A 17,336-nucleotide genomic window follows, 5' to 3' on the forward strand; every position below is an offset into this window, starting at 1 on the left:
TATCATGGGGCGATGAATGCACCAATGATTCCTTTCTCGATACTCGACCTCGCCCCGATCACCGAAGGCAGCGACGCTGCCGAATCGTTCCGCCGCTCGCTCGACCTCGCGCAGCACGGCGAACGCTGGGGTTACCACCGCTTCTGGCTCGCCGAACACCACGGCATGCCGGGCATCGCCAGCGCGGCGACGGCGGTGCTGATCGCCCACGTGGGCAACGGCACCTCCACCATCCGCCTCGGCGCCGGCGGCATCATGCTGCCGAACCATTCCCCGCTCGTCATCGCCGAACAGTTCGGCACGCTCGAATCGCTGTTCCCGGGCCGCATCGACCTGGGCCTCGGTCGCGCGCCCGGTTCCGACCACGCGACGGCCCGCGCGCTGCGCCGCAATCTCGCGTCCGACGCGGACGAATTCCCGCAGGACGTCGTGGAACTGATGGATTATTTCGCGGACGCCCCGCGCCGCCACGTGCGCGCCGTGCCCGGCGCCGGCCTCAAGGTGCCCGTGTGGATCCTCGGCTCCAGCCTGTTCGGCGCGCAGCTGGCGGCAATGCTGGGCCTGCCGTACGCGTTCGCGTCGCACTTCGCGCCGCAGATGATGATGCAGGCCATCGAGATCTACCGCGCCAGCTTCCGCCCCTCGGCCCAGCTCGACAAGCCGTACGTGATGCTCGGCTTTAACGTGTTCGCCGCCGAGACGGATGCGGAAGCCCAATGGCGCGCGACGTCCATGCAGCAGGCGTTCGTCAACCTGCGCAGCGGCCATCCGACGCGTTTGAAACCGCCCGTCGAAGGTTATCTCGACCTGCTCGGCCCGGGGGAGCGCGGCATGCTCGACGGCGTGCTGTCGTGCTCGGCGATCGGCTCGCCCGAGACCGTCGAACGGCAGCTCAGGGACTTCATCGCGCGCACGGGCGCGGACGAGCTGATGATCACGTCGCAGATCTACGACCACGCGGCGCGATTGCGCTCGTACGAGATCGCGGCGGAGATCCGGCGCAACGGTGATCTGGCGAACATTCAACCGGCGCGGCCTTAGTCACACTTGTCATCCATGGACGGCACCTGGCCGTTGATTGCATAACCATGGAGGACCTATGAACACTCGACTGATCGCCGCAACCCTGATGCTCTCGCTCGCCTCGACGGGCGCCGCCTATGCCAAACCCAGCTGCGCGAAAGGCGCCATCGTCGGCGGCGTCGGCGGCCACGTGGCGGGCAAGCACGGCTTGCTGGGCGCTGCCGCCGGCTGCGCCATCGGCCACCACATGGCCAAGAAGCAGGAGAAGGAGCAGCAGCGGCAGGCGCAGGCGCAAGCGCAAGCACGGCAGCAGGCCGCCGACAGCCAGCAGCCGGCACCGCGCAAATAAGCTGGCTCGTCGTTCCCGGCATTGCCGGAAACGACTTCCCGCGCAGGCGGGAACCCAAGTTTGTCGGCAGATCGCGAAAATTGGGTCCCCGCCTTCGCGGGGACGACGTATGTGCGCTAACCAATCGACATCAAGCGTCCCCCGTCCCTGCCTGCAACGCGTCGATCACATGACGCGTCGAGCGCACCTTGCCCATGACGGGAAAGATGTGCCCGCAGGCGAACTCGTGCGCGTCCGCCGCCATGCTGCTCATCGCATCCTCGACGAAGACGAGCTCGTAGCCGCGGTCGAATGCGGCGCGCGCCGTCGACTCGACGCCGAAGTTGGTGGCGATGCCGCCCAGGATAATGGTCTTGATGTGGCGCCGGCGCAGCAGCTGGTCCAGTTCCGTGCCGTAGAACGCGCCCCACTGGCGCTTCGTCACGACGATGTCCTGCGCCTGCACCTGCGCGTCCGGCGCCAGCAGCGACGCGTCCGGCGGCGGCGCGGGCGTGCCGGGTTTGCGCAGCGGCGCATCGGCCGGGGGCAGCTGCAACTGGTCGACGAGCACGCGCACGAAGATCACCATGCCGCTGCGGTCGCGCATTTCGCCCGACAGCAGCACGCAATTGCCCACCACCTGCTCGGCCGTGTACGGGGCCAGGTCGCGTTTCACATTACTGTTCTGCAAATCGATCAGCACCAGGGCGGTGCGGCCGATATCGATGTCCAGGTCGCTCATGTAAGATCCTCCTCGCCGCGCAGTATCCGCCGGCAGGCGATTTGGTGGCGCCAGTTTCCGCTGTGCTAAATTCCCGGCATCATGCAAAGAACCGCCATCGCCGCCTTGTGCGCCCTGCTGGCAGGCTGCGCCAGCCAGCCCGCCCTCACCGCCTACACCGTCAACTCGGGCGCGCAGCGTAGTAGCGCGCAGCAGGCGCTGTCGTTCGACCACGCCGACCTGAGCCTGCGCGTCGACCCGGACAGCCGCAGCCTGCGCGGCGACGCGACGCTCACGTTCAGCACCGGGGCGCCGCTGGACAGCATCGAGCTCGACCTGGACCGCAACCTGCCCATCGACGCGATCACGGTCGACGGCCAGCCGCTCGCGGCCGACCGGTGGCGCAACCCGGACGGCAAGCTGGCGATCGATCTGCCGCGGCGCCTGGAGCCGGGCCGCCAGATCAAGGTGCGCGTGACCTACCACGGCGAACCGCACGTGGCGAAACGGGCGCCATGGGACGGCGGCTTCGTGTGGGCGCGCACGCCGGACGGCAAGCCGTGGGTCGCGAGCGCCGTCGAAGGCGAAGGCTGCGACCTGTTCTGGCCCTGCATCGACCATCCGATGGGCAAGCCGAAGGTCGTCGACGAACACATCACCGTGCCCGCGCCACTCGTGGCCGCGGGCAATGGCGTGGCCACGGGCATGACGGAAGCGAACGGCTGGCGCACATGGCACTGGCGCGCAAAGAACCCGAGCACGTACGGCATCGCCATCAACGTGGGGCCGTACGACGTGCTGTCCGGCGAATACCGCAGCCGCTACGGCAATACGATCCCGCTGCGGTTCTGGTACCTGCCGCAGAACAAGGCGCATGCGCAAGACCTGTTCTCGGAATTCCCGAAGATGCTGGATTTCTTCGAATCGACGATCGGTCCCTACCCGTTCGCCGACGAGAAAATGGGTGTCGTCGAAACGCCGCACAAGGGCATGGAGCACCAGACCATCAATGCCTACGGCAACAAATACGTCAAGACGCCATACGGCTACGACGACCTGCTGCAACACGAATTCGCCCACGAATGGTTCGGCAACCAGCTCACGAATGCCGACTGGGACGACATGTGGCTGCACGAGGGCCTCGCCTCCTACATGCAGCCGCTGTACATGCAATACCTGCACGGCGACCAGGAATATTTCGCCGCGCTGATGCAGCAACGCGCGGGCATCCGCAACAAGGCGCCGCTCGTGTCGGGCAAGCACAAGCGCGAGGAAGACGTCTACGACCTCAAGCGCGGCGGTCCCGGCGGCGACATTTATGCGAAAGGCTCGCTCGTGTTGCACACGTTGCGCGGCCTGATCGGCGACGACGCCTTTTTCCGCGCCGTGCGCGAACTCGTGTACGGCACACCCGACCCGCGCCCGGGGAATTTCTCGCCGCGCTATGCGACGACGCCGGACTTCATCGCCATCGTCCAGCGCGCGAGCGGACGGGACCTCGGCTGGTTCTTCCAGGCCTATATGTACCAGGCCGCGCTGCCCGAGCTCGTGGCCGCGCGCCGCGGCGACACGCTGGACCTCGCGTGGAAGACGGCCGCCAACACGCCGTTCCCGATGCCGCTCGACGTGCGCGTGGACGGGCGCACCGTCACCCTGCCGATGGCGGACGGCCACGGCAGCATCGCGCTGCCGCCGCACGCGACGGTCACGTTCGATCCGCATTCGAAGATCCTGCGGCGCGAGAAGCGGTTCGAAGGCAGGTAGGGTGGGCACCATGTGCCCGCGCGGATGTTCGCATCAAGCATGCGTCACGGCACCTCCTTGCCGTCCACGTCGATCCGGCGCACTTGCCCCAGGTTCAACGCGCGGATCGGCGCCTCGATCTTGCCCATGTCGCCGACGACGATCCACACCGGCTGCCGCGGCAGCACGACGCGCGCCGCCAGCGAATTCAACTGCGCGGGCGTGACGGCCAGCGCCGTCGCCGTGTACGTGTTGTAGTAATCCTCGGGCAAGCCGTATTGCAGGATCGTCGCGTAGGCATTGCTGAGCTGGCTGACCGTCTCGAACGAACCGGGCAGGCCCAGCGTCTCGTTCGCCTGCGCATCCTGCAGTTCGCGCGGCGTGACGGGACGTGCGCTGCCCAGCTCGGCATATTGGCGCGCCAGTTCGCGCAGCGCATCGGCCGTCTTGTCGGTCTGGACCGGTGAATCGCTGACCAGGATGCGCTGCCCGCGCGCCGCGACGAGCGACGAGCCGACGCCGTACGACCAGTGTTTATCTTCCCGCAGATCCATGTTCAGGCGCGAACTGAACGTGCCGCCGAACACGTCGTTGAGCAGGTTCAGCGCGACGGCATCCGGCGTGTTGCGCGGCGGCGCCAGCTGGGCGCCCACGATATTGCTCTGCAGCGCACCGGGACGGTCGATCAGGTAGATCGTCGTGCCGGCCGGCTGGTCGACCTTGGCGATCTCGTGCGCCGGCAGGGTGCCGGCCTTCCACGCGCCGAACGCGCGTTCCAGCAGCGGCGCCAGTTCGGCCAGGGTCGTGTCGCCGACGACGAGCAGGGTCGCATTGTTCGGCTTGAACCACGTGCCGTGATAGCCCACGAGATCGGCGCGCGTCATGCGGGAGACCGCGGCTTCCGTGCCGGTACCGGTCAGCGGCAGGGAATACGGATGGCCGGGGCCGTACAGCAGCGGCGGCAGCACGCGCAAGGCCATCAGGCGCGGCACCGTCTGCTCGCGCTGGATCGCGGCCAGCCGCGTCTTGCGCACGCGTTCGAAGTCGGCCTGCGGAAAGGCCGGACGCAACGCGAGGTCGGCGTACAGGCCCAGCGCCTGCGCCAGCGTGGGCTTGAGCACGTTCATGTTGACGAACGCGCCGTCCAGGTTGATCGACGTGCCGAACGAGGCGCCCAGCGCTTCCAGTTCGCGGCTGATCTGCAAGGCGCTGCGCGACGTCGTCCCCTCTTCCAGCATGCGCAAGGTGAGGCTCGCGAGGCCGGGCAGCGCCTGCGAATCGGACGCGAAGCCGCCACCGAGCATCAGCGACAGGTTGATCACGGGCGCGCCGTGGCGCTCGGCCAGCACGACGTTCATGCCATTGGACAGCGTCGTCTTCTGCATGGGCGGCAGGGTCAAGGTTTCCGGATGGCCGGCCGGCGGGCCCTTGCTGCGGTCCACCGTGGACGCCCCCGCCGCGAGCCCGGTCGGGAATGGATCGACTTCCAGCACGTAGTCGCCGTCGGCCAGCCAGTCGAGCATGGCCTTGCGCACCGCCGCCGGCGTCGCGTCCTTGATGCGCTGCAAATAGAGCTTGTAGCAGTCCGGATTGCCCGTGTACGTGGCGCAGCGCGCCAGCACGTCGCTCTTGCCGCCGAAGCCGCCCACGCGCTCGACGGCGCGCGCGTGCTGCGCGAGGATCGTCGTCTGCGCGAGACGCAGTTCGGCCGCCGTCGGGCCGGTCTTCATCAGCGCGCGCAATTCCTCGTCGGCCAGGGTTTCCATGCGCGCGACGTCGGCCGCAGGCGCCCCCGGCTTCGCGGTCAGGTTGATGCCGAACTGGCCGGCGATTTCGTTCGAATCGTTGCCGGTGCCGACCGACGTCGCCAACTGTTCCTTGACGACGAGGCGCTGGTACAACCGCGACGTCTTGCCCCCGCCCAGCACCTGCGCGGCGAGGTCGAGCAGCGGTTCTTCGGGCGTGTCGGCGCCCGGCACGTTCCACAGGCGATAGATGCGCGCCTGCGGCACGCGGTCCTGGACCTGGCCCCGGTGCGTGCCGCTGCGCTTCGCGACCCACGCCTGCTGGTGGGCCTGCGGCGGGCCCGGAGGAATATCGCCGTAGTATTTTTCGACCTTTTCGCGGGCCTGCTGCGGCGTGATGTCGCCGGCCAGCACGAGCACCACGTTGTTCGGGCCGTAGTGCCCTTTGAACCAGTCGGTGACGTCCGTCATCGACGCGGCATCGAGGTCGGCCATGGCTCCGATCACGGTCCATGAATACGGGTGGTTGGCCGGCCACGTGTTCTCCGTGACGACCTGCTCGACGATGCCGTACGGCTGGTTCTCGCGCTGGCGCTTTTCGTTCTGGACGACGCCCCGCTGCAGGTCGAGTTTCTTCTGGTCGAGCACACCCAGCAGATGACCCATGCGGTCGCTCTCGGCGAACAGCGCATAGTCGAGCATGGACGTGGGGACCGTCTCGAAGTAATTCGTGCGGTCCTTGTTCGTCGTGCCGTTCAGGTCCGTCGCGCCAATGCCTTCCAGTGCCGACAGGAAGGTCTTGTCGAAGTTGGCGCTGCCGGAAAACATGAGGTGTTCGAACAGGTGCGCAAAGCCGGTCTTGCCGGGCTTCTCGTTCTTGGAACCCACGTGATACCACGTGTTGACGGCCACGACGGGCGATTTATGGTCTTCGTGCACGATCACCGTCAGGCCGTTCTTCAGAACAAATTTCGTGTACGGAATATCGGGGATGGGGATGTCGACGCCGGCATCGCGTGCGGGCGCCGGCGCGGCCAGGGCCAGCATCAAGACAAACGATGACACAAGGGCAAAGCGCATGCTGGGTCTCCTCACGTGGATGATCGGCCGCGCTCATTCTAAGAAATATTGCCCAGGCTTGTCGTCCTGGACTGACAAGCGGGCCGGACACCGTCCGCTGCAAGAATCATGCATGGGGCGTATCATTGAGGCTGGCAATCACCAAGGAGAAGCTCATGAATCAACGACGCTCTTTCCTCAAAAGTTCCGCCGTCCTCGCATCGGTGCTCGGTGCCCCCGCCATCCGGACCAGCGCCAAGACCCTGCCGGATGCGCCCGTCTCCCCTGTCGCGCCGAACGAGCGCATCGTGCGCCTGTACAACACGCACACGGGCGAAAGCCTGCGCACCATTTTCTGGGCCGAAGGCGAATTCATTCCCGAAGCCTTGCAGGACATTAATAAACTGCTGCGCGATCACCGCAACAACAAGATCTCGGCCATCGATCCGAAACTGCTCGTCTTGCTGGACCGCATCAGCGCCCAGTACGGCAGCCACCCGACCGTGCACGTGATCTCGGGTTATCGCTCGCCGGAAACGAACGAGATGCTGCACGAAAAGACGGGCGGCGTGGCGAAGCACAGCCTGCACATGGAAGGCAAGGCCATCGACGTGCGCATCCCCGGCCAGGACCTGGCCAAGCTGCACAAGATCGTGATGGCGCAGAAGGCGGGCGGGGTCGGCTATTACCCGGACTCGCAGTTCGTGCACATGGACGTCGGCCGCGTGCGGTACTGGTGACCATGCACCGGGCCGTCGCGTGGGCGTTGTCGACGCTGCTGGGCGCATCCGCGGCGGGGCTGGCGCACGCCCAGGCGGCGCCCGACGGCCAAGGCATCCAGACGGTCACCGTCACGTACACGCGCGACCCCGTCGACAAGTCCTACCGCAAAATGATCCGCGGCATGGAGCGGTTCCAGCGCGAGCATGCGCTGGCGCCGCAGGCCACGTTGCGCTTCCGGCTGCTGCCCCGGTCGCCGACCGTCGACATGCACGGCATCACCCTGCGCGTCATCGGCGACCACATCGCGGTGCCCGTCCCCGTCGCGCCCGACAACAGTTTTACGCTGCCGCGCAACGAACAGGCGCTGAAAGAGGATGCGGCCGTCGTCGCCAACCGCAAGACGACGAGCATGACGTGGCGCGCGCAAGTCATGACGCCCGGCCTGCCGCCCGGCACGCGCCGGCTGGGCGACTTGCGCCTCGAGTGTCTCGTCGGCATGGAAGCCGGGCTCGTGTCGAACAGTTCGCCGCTGTTCGGTTGGATCTCGAACGCTCTCACGAGTCCCGAACAGGTGTGCAACAGTCCCGATGGCAATTTCCTCTTCTTCACAGAGCGCCCCGTGTTCGCCGTGACCCTGCGCGCGGGCGAGCGCACGGAAATCCTGCCGTTCCGCTTCCTGTACGCGGGCGGCGAACAGACGCGCGACATGCTGCCGTTCTGCGACTGCCAGGTGCTGCTCGACCGCACGTACTACGCGCCGATCTGGGACCGCAGCTGGCCGGACGACACGCTCGTCAGCTTCGCCACCATGGACGACGAGGCGGCGCCATGAACCTGCGCCCCATCCTGCTGGTCACCGCCCTGCTGTCCGGTTGCGCCGCGCGCGCGCCGGAGGAACCCGGCACGAGCGTGGCCGAGTCCCGCTTCGACCAGCTCGTCGTCCCCGGCCGCACGACGCGTGCCGAGCTGCTGGCCACGTTCGGGCCCACGAAGACGATCGTCTTCGATTCCGGCATGGAGACGTGGTTGTACACCGCCCCGGCGGCCGGCGGGCACACGGAACTGGTGCTGCTGCTGGGCCGTGATGGCATCGTGCGCAAGATGCGCAAGCGGCCCCCGTATCCGACCGATCCCGCGCCCTGACGGCGAGGTACCGGCCGTGCAGGCTCGCTATATAATGGGCCGTCCCCATTGCGTTGCGCGGCCGCCTTGAAAATCCAACTCCCACGTTCGTCGACCGTCCCGTTGTACACCCAGATCAAGGAAGCGATCCGCGCCAAGATCATCGACGGCACCTACGTCGGGCACCAGCAACTGCCGTCGGAAAACGAGATGATCGCGGCGTTCGGCGTCAGCCGCATCACGGTGCGGCAGGCGGTGAACGACTTGCAGAAGGAAGGCTTGCTGTTCAAGGTACACGGCAAGGGCACCTTCGTCGCCTTGCCCAACGTCTCCCAGGAGTTGACGCACCTGCAGGGCTTCGGCGAAGCGATGCACCGTCTCGGCCATGAAACCTTCTCGGACGTATTCGGCCTGGAAACCGTCAAGGCGTCCGGCATCGCCCACGCCAAGCTGCAGATCGAAGACGGCAGCCCGGTGACGGAGGTCCGGCGCGTACGCTATTTGAACAGGGAGCCGGTCTCGATCGACTACTCCTGGGTCAGGCATGACGTGGGGTCGCGTCTCACCGAGAGAAACCTGCGCGAGAAAGACCTGTTTTTCCTGCTCGAAAACGAGTTGCACCAGCGGCTCCATTCCGCCGACGTGGAAATCGATGCGACGTCGGCGACGAACGACGTTGCGACTCGCCTGAAGGTCGCGCCGGGCGCGCCGATCCTGCGCATCGAGCGCCTGACCTACGCGCAGGGCGAAAAACCGCTCGTGTTCGAATACCTGCATTACCGCGCCGAGACCTTCAAATACAAGATGAAGGTATTGCGCTAGTAACGCCGACATATCGCACAGGCCACGCGTGGGCACGGGGTGCCCACCCTACGCCCTGTTTTGGCCGTCCCCTCCCCACAACGGCCACCTGCCGCACCGCACGCGCACCGTTCCTGATCATTCTTCCCTCCCGATCCCGCGAAACACGGGGAATTCGACTGGCACGCAATTTGCACAACTCGTTATTACGAGTTATGACGAGGTGCGCACGGTGCCGCAAGGCGACTTTACTGAAAGGGTGACATGAAAACCATTGAACTGGAATACGACCTGGTAATCGTTGGCGGCGGTACGGGCGGGCCGATGGCCGCGGTGAAAGCCAAGGAAAAGAATCCGAAGTTGCGCGTGCTGGTGCTGGAAAAGGCCAACGTCAAGCGCAGCGGCGCCATCTCCATGGGCATGGACGGGTTGAACAACGCGGTCATTCCCGGCCATGCGACGCCGGAACAGTATACGAAGGAGATCACGGTCGCGAACGACGGCATCGTCGACCAGAAAGGCGTGTACGCCTATGCGAGCAACAGCTACGCGATGATCGAGGAGCTCGATCGCTGGGGCGTCAAGTTCGAGAAGGACGAAACGGGCGACTACGCCGTGCGCAAGGTGCACCACCTCGGCAGCTACGTCCTGCCGATGCCGGAAGGGCACCACATGAAGAAGGTGCTGTACCGCCAGCTGAAGCGCCAGCGCGTCGACATCACCAACCGCGTGGTCGCCACGCGCCTGATCACGGGCGTGAACGGCGAGATCGCCGGCGTCATGGGCTTCGATTGCCGCACCGCCGACTTTTACGTGATCAAGGCAAAGGCGGTCGTGCTGTGCACGGGCGCGGCGGGGCGGCTCGGCCTGCCCGCGTCCGGCTATATGTTCGGCACGTACGAGAACCCGACCAACAGCGGCGAAGGCCACGTCATGGCCTATCACGCCGGCGCGGAACTGACGAACCTGGAATGCTTCCAGGTCAATCCGCTGATCAAGGATTACAACGGCCCCGCGTGCGCCTACGTCACCGGCCCGTTCGGCGGCTTCACCGCGAACTCCACCGGCGCGCGCTTCATCGAATGCGACTACTGGAGCGGCCAGATGATGCTGGAGTTCTACAACGAGCTGGAAGGCGGCCGCGGTCCGGTGTTCCTGAAACTCGATCACCTGGCGGAGGAAACGATCGCGGAGATCGAGCACATCCTGCACACCAACGAACGCCCGAGCCGCGGCCGCTTCCACGAACGGCGCGGCAACGACTACCGCCAGAAGGCGATCGAGATGCACATCTCGGAAATCGGCTTTTGCAGTGGCCACAGCGCCTCCGGCATCTGGACCAACGAAAAAGGCGAGTGCTCCCTCCCCGGCCTGTACGCGGCAGGCGATTGCGCCAGCATCCCGCACAACTACATGCTCGGGGCCTTCGTGTACGGCAAATTCTGCGGCGAGAACGCGGCCGACTACATCGCCGGCAAGTCTGCGACCGTGATCAACACCGACATGGTGGAAGCGGAGCGCCGGCGCATCATGGCGCCGCTGGCGCGCAGCGAGGGCCTGACGCCGTTCCAGGTCGAGTACAAGACGCGCCGCATCGTGAACGATTACCTGCAGCCGCCAAAGGTCACGCGCAAGATGGAAATCGCGCTCGAACGCTTTGGCGAGATCAAGGACGACCTCGATGAACTCGGCGCCGTCAACCCGCACGAGCTGATGCGGGCGATGGAGGCGCACACGATCCGCGACTGCGCGGAACTCGCGGCGCGTTCTTCCCTGTTTCGCAAGGAAAGCCGCTGGGGCCTGTACCACCTGTGCGTGGATCACCCCGAGAAGGACGACGAGAACTGGTTCTGCCACACCAATGTCAGCAAGGGCGCGGACGGGAAGACGGTCTTCCGCAAGCGCGAGATCGAGCCCTACATCGTCGAACTGAATGCCGAAGAAAAAGCCGCCTACCAGCGCCTGCGCGTGGCCGGCACCAAAACCGCCATCGCGGTATAACCGGGCGCCTCGAAAAACCGTCGCGAGCGGCAGCAATGCTGTTCGAGAAGCGCAGCTGTACGAGCAGTACAGCGAGCATCGCAGAACGGCAGTGCAACGCGCAGCAGGTTTTTCGACGTGCCCTAACCGAACCGGAAAGGAAAGAACATGACCATCGCAACCACCCGCACGCAAGCCCCGGTCGTCGTCGACCAGTCGAAGTGCATCGCCGAGAAAGGCTGCACCGTATGCGTCGACGTCTGCCCCCTGGACGTGCTGGCGATCGACATCGTCTCCAACAAGGCGTTCATGAAGTTCGATGAATGCTGGTACTGCATGCCGTGCGAACAGGACTGCCCGACCGGCGCCGTGCACGTCAACATCCCCTATCTCGTGCGCTGAGGAGGGAGGGTCCCATGATGGCAACCACACTCCACGAACGGCTGCACAGCAGCGACCCGGGCGTGCGCCGCGTCGCGGTGCTGGATCTCCCCTACTCCGACGAGGAAGACGACATCGTGCCGCTGCTCGTCGCCGCGCTGGCCGACCCCGACGCGAGCGTGCGGCTGGAAGCGGCCAGGGCGATCGAAGGCTACGAAGATCCCGAAGTGCTGGAAGCGCTCGTGCCGCTGCTGAAGGATACCGACCCGGACGTGCGGCGCGCGGCGGCGACCACGCTGGCCGAGCTGAAGGAACCGGCGTCGGCACCGTACCTGCTGCCCTACCTGGGCGACGAAGAAGCCTCGGTCCGGGTCGCCGCCCTGCACGCGATCCGCGCCCTGCGCGTGGACGCGGCCTTCGAACCCGCGCTGCGGGCACTGGGCGACGTCGATGCCGGCGTGCGGCGCGAAGCGGTGGGCGTGCTCGGCTACCTGAAAAAGCCGGAAGCGATCGGCGCGCTGACGAATGCGGCGGCCAACGACCCGGACCAGGAAGTGCGCCGCATCGCCGTGGGTGCGCTCGGTTACGCGTCGGAAGTCAGCATCCAGCCGACGCTCAGCCGCGTCCTCGCCGATCCGGCCTGGCAGGTGCGCGAGGAAGCGGCGACGACGATGGGCAAGCTCGGGCTGGCGCTCGGCGTGCCGGACCTGGTGCGCGCGATGGACGACGAGTTCTGGCAGGTACGGGTAAAAGCGGCGCGCAGCCTCGGCAAGCTGAAGGCGAAGGCCGCGGTGCAGGCGCTGTGCGAAGCGTTGCGGCATCCGATGAGCAACCTGCGCAAGGAAGCCGTCATCGCGCTGGGCGAGATCGGCGACACGCGCGCCATCGTCCACCTGGAAGCGGCGCTGAAGGATGTGGACTCGGACGTGCGCAAGCTCTCGAAGCTGGCGCTGACCACCATACAACTGAACGGAGGGGCGGCATGACACACGTCGTCGGCGAATCGTGCATCGGCTGCAAGTACACCGACTGCGTCTCGGTGTGCCCGGTCGAGTGCTTCCATGAAGGCCCGAATTTCCTCGTGATCGATCCGGAAGTCTGCATCGACTGCGGCGTGTGCGTGGCGGAATGCCCCGTCGAGGCGATCTACGACGAAAAGGACCTGCCGGACGGGCAAAAGGACTATGTCGCGCTGAACGCCAGGCTGGCGGCCAGCTGGCCGCTGATCACGCAATCGACTGAACCGCTGCCGGAGGCCGACGCATGGGCGTCCCGGCAGGACAAGCGCGACCAGCTGGTGGAGGTGGCCTAGCAACGTGGGCCGCGTCGTTTTTCATCCTGTGACTCATTCTGGAAGGATTCAACATGACACTTCGGTTCCTCATCCGTATTGCCGCGCTCTCCGCCGCTGTCCTGTTCGCGCCGGTATTGCAGGCGAAAGAGGTCGTCACGATCGGCATCGGCACGCAGAACACCACCACCAACACCGTCACCGGCGGCATCGTCATCAAGGAGCTGGGCCTGCTCGACAAATACCTGCCGAAGACCGGCAGGTACGCCAACATCGATTTCAGGGTCGACTGGCAGAACTTCACCTCCGGCCCGCCCGTCACCAACGGCATGATGGCCAACAAGATCCAGATCGGCATGATGGGCGACTACCCGCTGCTGGTGAACGGCGCCAACGGCCAGCAAAGCAGGGGCAACGAAACGCAGCTGGTCGCCGTGATCGCCTATAACGCCTTCGGCGCCGGCAACGGCGTGGTGGTCAACAAGGACAGCCCGTATTACCAGCTGGCCGACCTGAAGGGCAAGAACGTGTCCGTGCCGTTCGGCTCGGCGGCGCACGGCATGCTGCTGCAGGCGATGCAGGCGCGCGGCTGGCCGGACGATTTCTGGAACCTCGTCAGCCAGACGCCGGAAATCGGCACCAGCAACCTGCGCGAAAAGAAGATCGACGGCCACGCCGATTTCGTCCCCTTCGGCGAGCTGCTGCCGTACCGGGGCTTCGCCCGCAAGATCTTCGACGGCGCCCAGACCGGGATTCCGACCTTCCACGGCATCGTCGTGCGCAAGGATTTTGCGGACAAGTATCCGGAAGTCGTCGTCGCCTACATCCGCGCCATGATGGATGCCGACGACTGGGTCCGCAAGAACCCGCGGCTGGCCGCCGAGAAGATCGCCGCATGGACCAGGATCGAGAAAGAGGTCGTCTACATCTTCCTCGGCCCCGACGGCATCCACACGCTGGACCCGACGATCAAGCCCCTGCTCGTGAACTCGGTCAAGACCAGCTACGGCGTGCTGCAAAAGCTGGGCAAGGTGAAGGAATTCAATGTCGATGCGTGGGTCAACGAAAGCTATCTGCGCGCGGCCTTCAAACAGCGCGGCCTCGACTACGACGCGCAGAAGCGCACCTTGGCCAACTACGACATCCAGGGCAAGGACCCGGTCTGCGGCAAGGCGGTGACGCGTCCGAAGGAAGCGGGTGAGATCTGGATCGAGGGCGGCGACATCGTGCCCCTCAGCTCTCCGGCCTGCACCTTCATGGGGATCAAAAAGTACCAGGACGCTGGCAAGAAAATTGCTGTGGTCTATTTATTCGATCAAGGACTCGGCATCAAGGTATTTGCCGACAGAGCCTTCTATGCGGTCAACGGCACCGGCGCGAAACTCGATGTCGTGCCGTTCCTGCTGAAGAAGGACGCGGAGACCAGCGCAGCAAAATCCGGAGGCACCGTCGCAACCTACGAGCAAGTGCTCGCCAAGATGGAGAAATGATCATGGCTCTGATGGACCGTCACCCAATCGCACCGCCGCCAGCGGCGCCGCCGCCCCACCCCGCCGCTGCCAAGCCGATACGGCAGCCCAGGCTGGAAGCCATCGAAGGCGGTGCGGGCAGCGCGCCCGCACCGGACATCCCGTTCTCGCTGAAGCGCTGGCTGGAGTCGGGCGTCGGCGCGGCGCTGCTCGGCACCCTGTCGATCGGCGCCGTGCTGCTGGCCTGGCATCTGGCGACCTATTACAAGCTCGACGTCTACATCCGCTTCGGGAACATCCCGACGCCGGTGGATGTGTGGCACAGCATCCTCGACGTCACGCGTTCGGACAAATACGCGATCAACATCGGGATCAGCGTGCGGCGCGTGCTGCTCGGCTTTTCCGGCGCGGCGCTCGTCGGCACGCTCCTCGGGGTCATGGTCGGCCGCTACCGGATCTTCCGTTCGCTGGCGCTGCCGGCGATGGAATTGTTCCGTCCGATCCCCGCGATCGCCTGGGTGCCGATGGCCATCATGCTGTGGCCCAGCAACGAGGTCAGCATTGCGTTCATCACGTTCCTGGGGGCGTTCTTCCCCATCCTGATCAACACCATCCACGGGGTGGAGAGCGTCGACGGCGTGCTGCTGCGCGCCGCGCACAGTCTCGGTGCGAAAGAGAAGGATGTGATCCTGTATGTCGTGATCCCCGGCGCACTCCCGCATATCTTCACGGGCCTTGCGGTCGGCATGGGCGTCGCGTGGGTGTCGCTGATTGCGGCGGAAATGATTTCCGGCCAATTCGGCATCGGCTACTTCACCTGGGAAGCGTATTCGCTGATTTCGTATCCCGACATCGCGCTCGGCATGATCACGATCGGCGTGCTCGGCCTCTTGTGCAGCAAGGCGATCGACCTGTGTTCCAGGCTCGCCATGCCGTGGACGGGCGCGGCGGCGGGAGCGGGAAAATGAGTGCGCCCTCCATGAACGGCCAGGGCGGCCATATCGAGGTGCGCGACCTCGACATCAGTTTCAGGGCGCGCGGCGCGACCGTGCAAGCCGTCAAGTCGGTATCGCTGGACGTGCGGCCGGGCGAATTCGTGTCGCTGATCGGTCCCTCCGGCTGCGGCAAATCCACCTTGATGAACGCGGTCGCCGGTTTCACCGCGGCCGACAGGGGCGCGCTGACCCTGGATGGCCGGCCCATCACCGGGCCCGGTTCGGACCGCGGCGTCGTGTTCCAGCAGTATTCGCTGTTCCCGTGGATGACGGTACGCAAGAACGTCGAGTTCGGACTGAAGATGAAGGACGTGCCGCCGGCGCAGCGCGAGACGCAGGCGCGCACCCTGCTCGGCCTCGCCGGTTTGCTGGCCTTTGAAAACCATTATCCGGCGCAGCTGTCGGGCGGGATGAAGCAACGCGTCGGTATCGTGCGCGCGCTGGCGACCAGTCCGCAGGTGCTGCTGATGGACGAACCGTTCGGCGCGCTCGATTCGCAGACCCGCTCCGTCATGCAGGAGATCCTGACGAACATGTGGCAACGGCTGCGCCTGTCCGTGCTGTTCATCACGCACGACATCGACGAAGCGATCTTCCTGTCCGACCGCATCTATGTGATGACGGCCAGGCCGGGGCGGATCAAGGCCGACATCAGGGTCCCGCTGCCGCGCCCCCGCACGCCGGACATGATGGACACGCCGGAATTCGCGGGGCTGGTCCGCGCGATCAAGAAGCTGATCCGCGAAGAGAGCCTGGCGGCGATGGGCGGTGAATTGCGCGATGGCGGTTATGCCGGACTCAGCACGGAAATCGGACCGGAGGGGGTGGCCAATGTCCTTTGACGAAGCGGCCTGGCCCGACGCCATCACCCTGAACGGCAAGGCGCGCGCACTGGAGCTGGCGTGGAGCGGCAGGCATGCAGTGTTGTCGTACCGCGCGTTGCGCCGTTCCTGCCGCTGCAGCGTATGCGAGCAGATGCGCAGGTCGACGTGCAGCGTCCTGCCCGTTGCCGCCGACGTGGTCCTGCTGAAGATCGAACCAGTGGGCGCGACGGCCATGCAACTGGTTTTCTCGGATGGCCACGCGCGGGGGATCTATCCCTGGACGTATCTCAAACAGATGGCATTCGGCCCGACGGACGGGCTTCCCGAATCTTTGACGAAAGGATGGCGTGATGAGTAATTTCTACGAGGCGGAGGTGTTGTCCGTGCGTCATTGGACGGACCGCCTGTTTTCCTTTACCACGACACGCGAATCGAGCTTCCGCTACCAGAGCGGGCAGTTCGCGATGATCGGACTCGAAGTGGACGGCCGGCCGCTGATGCGTGCCTACAGCATGGTCAGCCCGCATTACGAAGAACGGCTCGAATTCCTCAGCATCAAGGTGCCGGATGGTCCCCTGACCTCGCGCCTGCAGGACATCCAGGTCGGCGATTCGATCCTGGTCGGCCGCAAGGCGTCCGGCACGCTGCTGAGCCAGAACCTGTTGCCGGGCAAGCACCTGTACCTGCTCGGCACGGGCACCGGCCTGGCGCCGTTCATGAGCATCGTGCAGGACCCCGACATCTACGACCGGTTCGACAAGGTGATCCTCGTGCACGGCTGCCGCCACGTCAACGAACTCGCGTACCAGGAACGCATCGCGGCCGACCTGCCGAACCACGAATTCCTGGGCGACCTGGTGGCCGACCGTTTGATCTATTACCCGACCGTCACCCGCGAGCCGTTCGAAAACCAGGGGCGCATTCCCGACCTGCTGCAAAGCGCACGGTTCTACGCCAGGCTCGGCCTGCCGCCGCTGGACATCGCCCACGACCGCTTCATGCTGTGCGGCAGTCCCGCCATGCTGAAGGACACCGTGGAGGTGCTTGCCGGCCATGGTCTGAAGGAAGGCAACATGAGCCATCCCGGCCATTACGTCATCGAGCGCGCATTCGTCGACAAGTGAAAGGAAC

General features: G+C 65.5%; 18 protein-coding genes. 16 read left to right on the forward strand and 2 right to left on the reverse strand.

Annotation, left to right across the window (positions count from 1 at the left end; translation table 11 throughout):
- Positions 1–24 precede the first annotated feature (24 nt).
- Together ACL58G_RS00785 and ACL58G_RS00790 are read left to right on the forward strand one after the other, a co-directional pair.
- The gene (locus ACL58G_RS00785; protein WP_440964641.1) at positions 25–1,041 is read left to right on the forward strand and encodes an LLM class flavin-dependent oxidoreductase; all 1,017 of its coding nucleotides are present in this window, start codon (positions 25–27) and stop codon (positions 1,039–1,041) included.
- Positions 1,042–1,099: 58 nt separating this feature from the next.
- Complete coding sequence (locus tag ACL58G_RS00790; RefSeq protein WP_413386375.1) at positions 1,100–1,372, forward strand: hypothetical protein; 273 nt, start codon at positions 1,100–1,102, stop codon at positions 1,370–1,372.
- A gap of 130 nt (positions 1,373–1,502) precedes the next feature.
- Here the strand turns inward: ACL58G_RS00790 and ACL58G_RS00795 are convergent, their stop codons facing one another.
- Complete coding sequence (locus tag ACL58G_RS00795; RefSeq protein ID WP_440964642.1) at positions 1,503–2,093, reverse strand: isochorismatase family protein; 591 nt, start codon at positions 2,091–2,093, stop codon at positions 1,503–1,505.
- A gap of 81 nt (positions 2,094–2,174) precedes the next feature.
- Here ACL58G_RS00795 and ACL58G_RS00800 point away from each other — a divergent pair, with 81 nt between their 5' ends.
- A complete protein-coding gene (locus ACL58G_RS00800; RefSeq protein ID WP_440964643.1) occupies positions 2,175–3,836 on the forward strand; it encodes a M1 family metallopeptidase in 1,662 nt (553 codons plus the stop codon).
- 44 nt (positions 3,837–3,880) lie between these two features.
- Here the strand turns inward: ACL58G_RS00800 and ACL58G_RS00805 are convergent, their stop codons facing one another.
- Entirely contained in the window at positions 3,881–6,640 is a 2,760-nt protein-coding gene (locus ACL58G_RS00805; RefSeq protein WP_440964644.1) for a M16 family metallopeptidase, read from the reverse strand.
- A 155-nt stretch (positions 6,641–6,795) separates the two neighbouring features.
- On the opposite strand from ACL58G_RS00805, the gene ACL58G_RS00810 reads away from it, so the two are divergent.
- The 13 genes from ACL58G_RS00810 (at position 6,796) to ACL58G_RS00870 (ending at position 17,329) form a co-directional block, all read left to right on the forward strand.
- Entirely contained in the window at positions 6,796–7,359 is a 564-nt protein-coding gene (locus tag ACL58G_RS00810) for a DUF882 domain-containing protein (protein ID WP_413338866.1), read from the forward strand.
- A gap of 2 nt (positions 7,360–7,361) precedes the next feature.
- Positions 7,362–8,174 (forward strand): hypothetical protein, encoded by an 813-nt coding sequence (locus tag ACL58G_RS00815; RefSeq protein WP_440964645.1) that lies wholly within the window; start codon positions 7,362–7,364, stop codon positions 8,172–8,174.
- Positions 8,171–8,485 (forward strand): hypothetical protein, encoded by a 315-nt coding sequence (locus tag ACL58G_RS00820; RefSeq protein WP_440964646.1) that lies wholly within the window; start codon positions 8,171–8,173, stop codon positions 8,483–8,485. The genes ACL58G_RS00815 and ACL58G_RS00820 overlap by 4 nt, the downstream gene beginning before the upstream one ends.
- 66 nt (positions 8,486–8,551) lie before the next feature.
- Positions 8,552–9,286: a GntR family transcriptional regulator gene (locus tag ACL58G_RS00825; RefSeq protein ID WP_413386361.1), complete on the forward strand. Its 735-nt coding sequence runs from the start codon at positions 8,552–8,554 to the stop codon at positions 9,284–9,286.
- Positions 9,287–9,529: 243 nt separating this feature from the next.
- The gene (locus tag ACL58G_RS00830; protein WP_440964647.1) at positions 9,530–11,266 is read left to right on the forward strand and encodes a fumarate reductase/succinate dehydrogenase flavoprotein subunit; all 1,737 of its coding nucleotides are present in this window, start codon (positions 9,530–9,532) and stop codon (positions 11,264–11,266) included.
- A 147-nt stretch (positions 11,267–11,413) separates the two neighbouring features.
- A complete protein-coding gene (locus tag ACL58G_RS00835; RefSeq protein WP_056448502.1) occupies positions 11,414–11,647 on the forward strand; it encodes a 4Fe-4S dicluster domain-containing protein in 234 nt (77 codons plus the stop codon).
- Between the two features lie 14 nt (positions 11,648–11,661).
- Complete coding sequence (locus tag ACL58G_RS00840; RefSeq protein ID WP_440964648.1) at positions 11,662–12,612, forward strand: HEAT repeat domain-containing protein; 951 nt, start codon at positions 11,662–11,664, stop codon at positions 12,610–12,612.
- Complete coding sequence (gene fdxA, locus ACL58G_RS00845) at positions 12,609–12,938, forward strand: ferredoxin FdxA (protein ID WP_440964649.1); 330 nt, start codon at positions 12,609–12,611, stop codon at positions 12,936–12,938. Before ACL58G_RS00840 ends, fdxA begins: the two co-directional genes overlap by 4 nt.
- A 53-nt stretch (positions 12,939–12,991) precedes the next feature.
- Entirely contained in the window at positions 12,992–14,407 is a 1,416-nt protein-coding gene (locus ACL58G_RS00850; RefSeq protein WP_440964650.1) for an ABC transporter substrate-binding protein, read from the forward strand.
- Positions 14,408–14,409: 2 nt separating this feature from the next.
- Positions 14,410–15,354, forward strand: coding sequence for an ABC transporter permease (locus ACL58G_RS00855; RefSeq protein ID WP_440964651.1), 945 nt, complete (start codon positions 14,410–14,412; stop codon positions 15,352–15,354).
- Entirely contained in the window at positions 15,351–16,223 is an 873-nt protein-coding gene (locus ACL58G_RS00860; RefSeq protein ID WP_440964652.1) for an ABC transporter ATP-binding protein, read from the forward strand. The genes ACL58G_RS00855 and ACL58G_RS00860 overlap by 4 nt, the downstream gene beginning before the upstream one ends.
- Positions 16,213–16,563 (forward strand): DUF971 domain-containing protein, encoded by a 351-nt coding sequence (locus ACL58G_RS00865; protein ID WP_413338888.1) that lies wholly within the window; start codon positions 16,213–16,215, stop codon positions 16,561–16,563. Before ACL58G_RS00860 ends, ACL58G_RS00865 begins: the two co-directional genes overlap by 11 nt.
- On the forward strand, positions 16,556–17,329 hold the full coding sequence (locus ACL58G_RS00870) for a ferredoxin--NADP reductase (RefSeq protein ID WP_413386349.1): 774 nt from the start codon (positions 16,556–16,558) through the stop codon (positions 17,327–17,329). Before ACL58G_RS00865 ends, ACL58G_RS00870 begins: the two co-directional genes overlap by 8 nt.
- Positions 17,330–17,336: the final 7 nt, after the last annotated feature.

The sequence above is a fragment of the Massilia sp. GER05 genome (assembly GCF_052056005.1).
Taxonomy (GTDB): domain Bacteria; phylum Pseudomonadota; class Gammaproteobacteria; order Burkholderiales; family Burkholderiaceae_D; genus Telluria; species Telluria orientalis.

Excerpts from the sequence above, each read along its gene's own strand:
- ACL58G_RS00785 (WP_440964641.1), top strand. The coding sequence starts at position 25 with ATGATTCCTTTCTCGATACTCGACCTCGCCCCGATCACCGAAGGCAGC.
- ACL58G_RS00790 (WP_413386375.1), top strand. The coding sequence starts at position 1,100 with ATGAACACTCGACTGATCGCCGCAACCCTGATGCTCTCGCTCGCCTCG.
- ACL58G_RS00795 (WP_440964642.1), bottom strand. The coding sequence starts at position 2,093 with ATGAGCGACCTGGACATCGATATCGGCCGCACCGCCCTGGTGCTGATC.
- ACL58G_RS00800 (WP_440964643.1), top strand. The coding sequence starts at position 2,175 with ATGCAAAGAACCGCCATCGCCGCCTTGTGCGCCCTGCTGGCAGGCTGC.
- ACL58G_RS00805 (WP_440964644.1), bottom strand. The coding sequence starts at position 6,640 with ATGCGCTTTGCCCTTGTGTCATCGTTTGTCTTGATGCTGGCCCTGGCC.
- ACL58G_RS00810 (WP_413338866.1), top strand. The coding sequence starts at position 6,796 with ATGAATCAACGACGCTCTTTCCTCAAAAGTTCCGCCGTCCTCGCATCG.
- ACL58G_RS00815 (WP_440964645.1), top strand. The coding sequence starts at position 7,362 with ATGCACCGGGCCGTCGCGTGGGCGTTGTCGACGCTGCTGGGCGCATCC.
- ACL58G_RS00820 (WP_440964646.1), top strand. The coding sequence starts at position 8,171 with ATGAACCTGCGCCCCATCCTGCTGGTCACCGCCCTGCTGTCCGGTTGC.
- ACL58G_RS00830 (WP_440964647.1), top strand. The coding sequence starts at position 9,530 with ATGAAAACCATTGAACTGGAATACGACCTGGTAATCGTTGGCGGCGGT.
- ACL58G_RS00835 (WP_056448502.1), top strand. The coding sequence starts at position 11,414 with ATGACCATCGCAACCACCCGCACGCAAGCCCCGGTCGTCGTCGACCAG.
- ACL58G_RS00840 (WP_440964648.1), top strand. The coding sequence starts at position 11,662 with ATGATGGCAACCACACTCCACGAACGGCTGCACAGCAGCGACCCGGGC.
- fdxA (WP_440964649.1), top strand. The coding sequence starts at position 12,609 with ATGACACACGTCGTCGGCGAATCGTGCATCGGCTGCAAGTACACCGAC.
- ACL58G_RS00850 (WP_440964650.1), top strand. The coding sequence starts at position 12,992 with ATGACACTTCGGTTCCTCATCCGTATTGCCGCGCTCTCCGCCGCTGTC.
- ACL58G_RS00855 (WP_440964651.1), top strand. The coding sequence starts at position 14,410 with ATGGCTCTGATGGACCGTCACCCAATCGCACCGCCGCCAGCGGCGCCG.
- ACL58G_RS00860 (WP_440964652.1), top strand. The coding sequence starts at position 15,351 with ATGAGTGCGCCCTCCATGAACGGCCAGGGCGGCCATATCGAGGTGCGC.
- ACL58G_RS00865 (WP_413338888.1), top strand. The coding sequence starts at position 16,213 with ATGTCCTTTGACGAAGCGGCCTGGCCCGACGCCATCACCCTGAACGGC.
- ACL58G_RS00870 (WP_413386349.1), top strand. The coding sequence starts at position 16,556 with ATGAGTAATTTCTACGAGGCGGAGGTGTTGTCCGTGCGTCATTGGACG.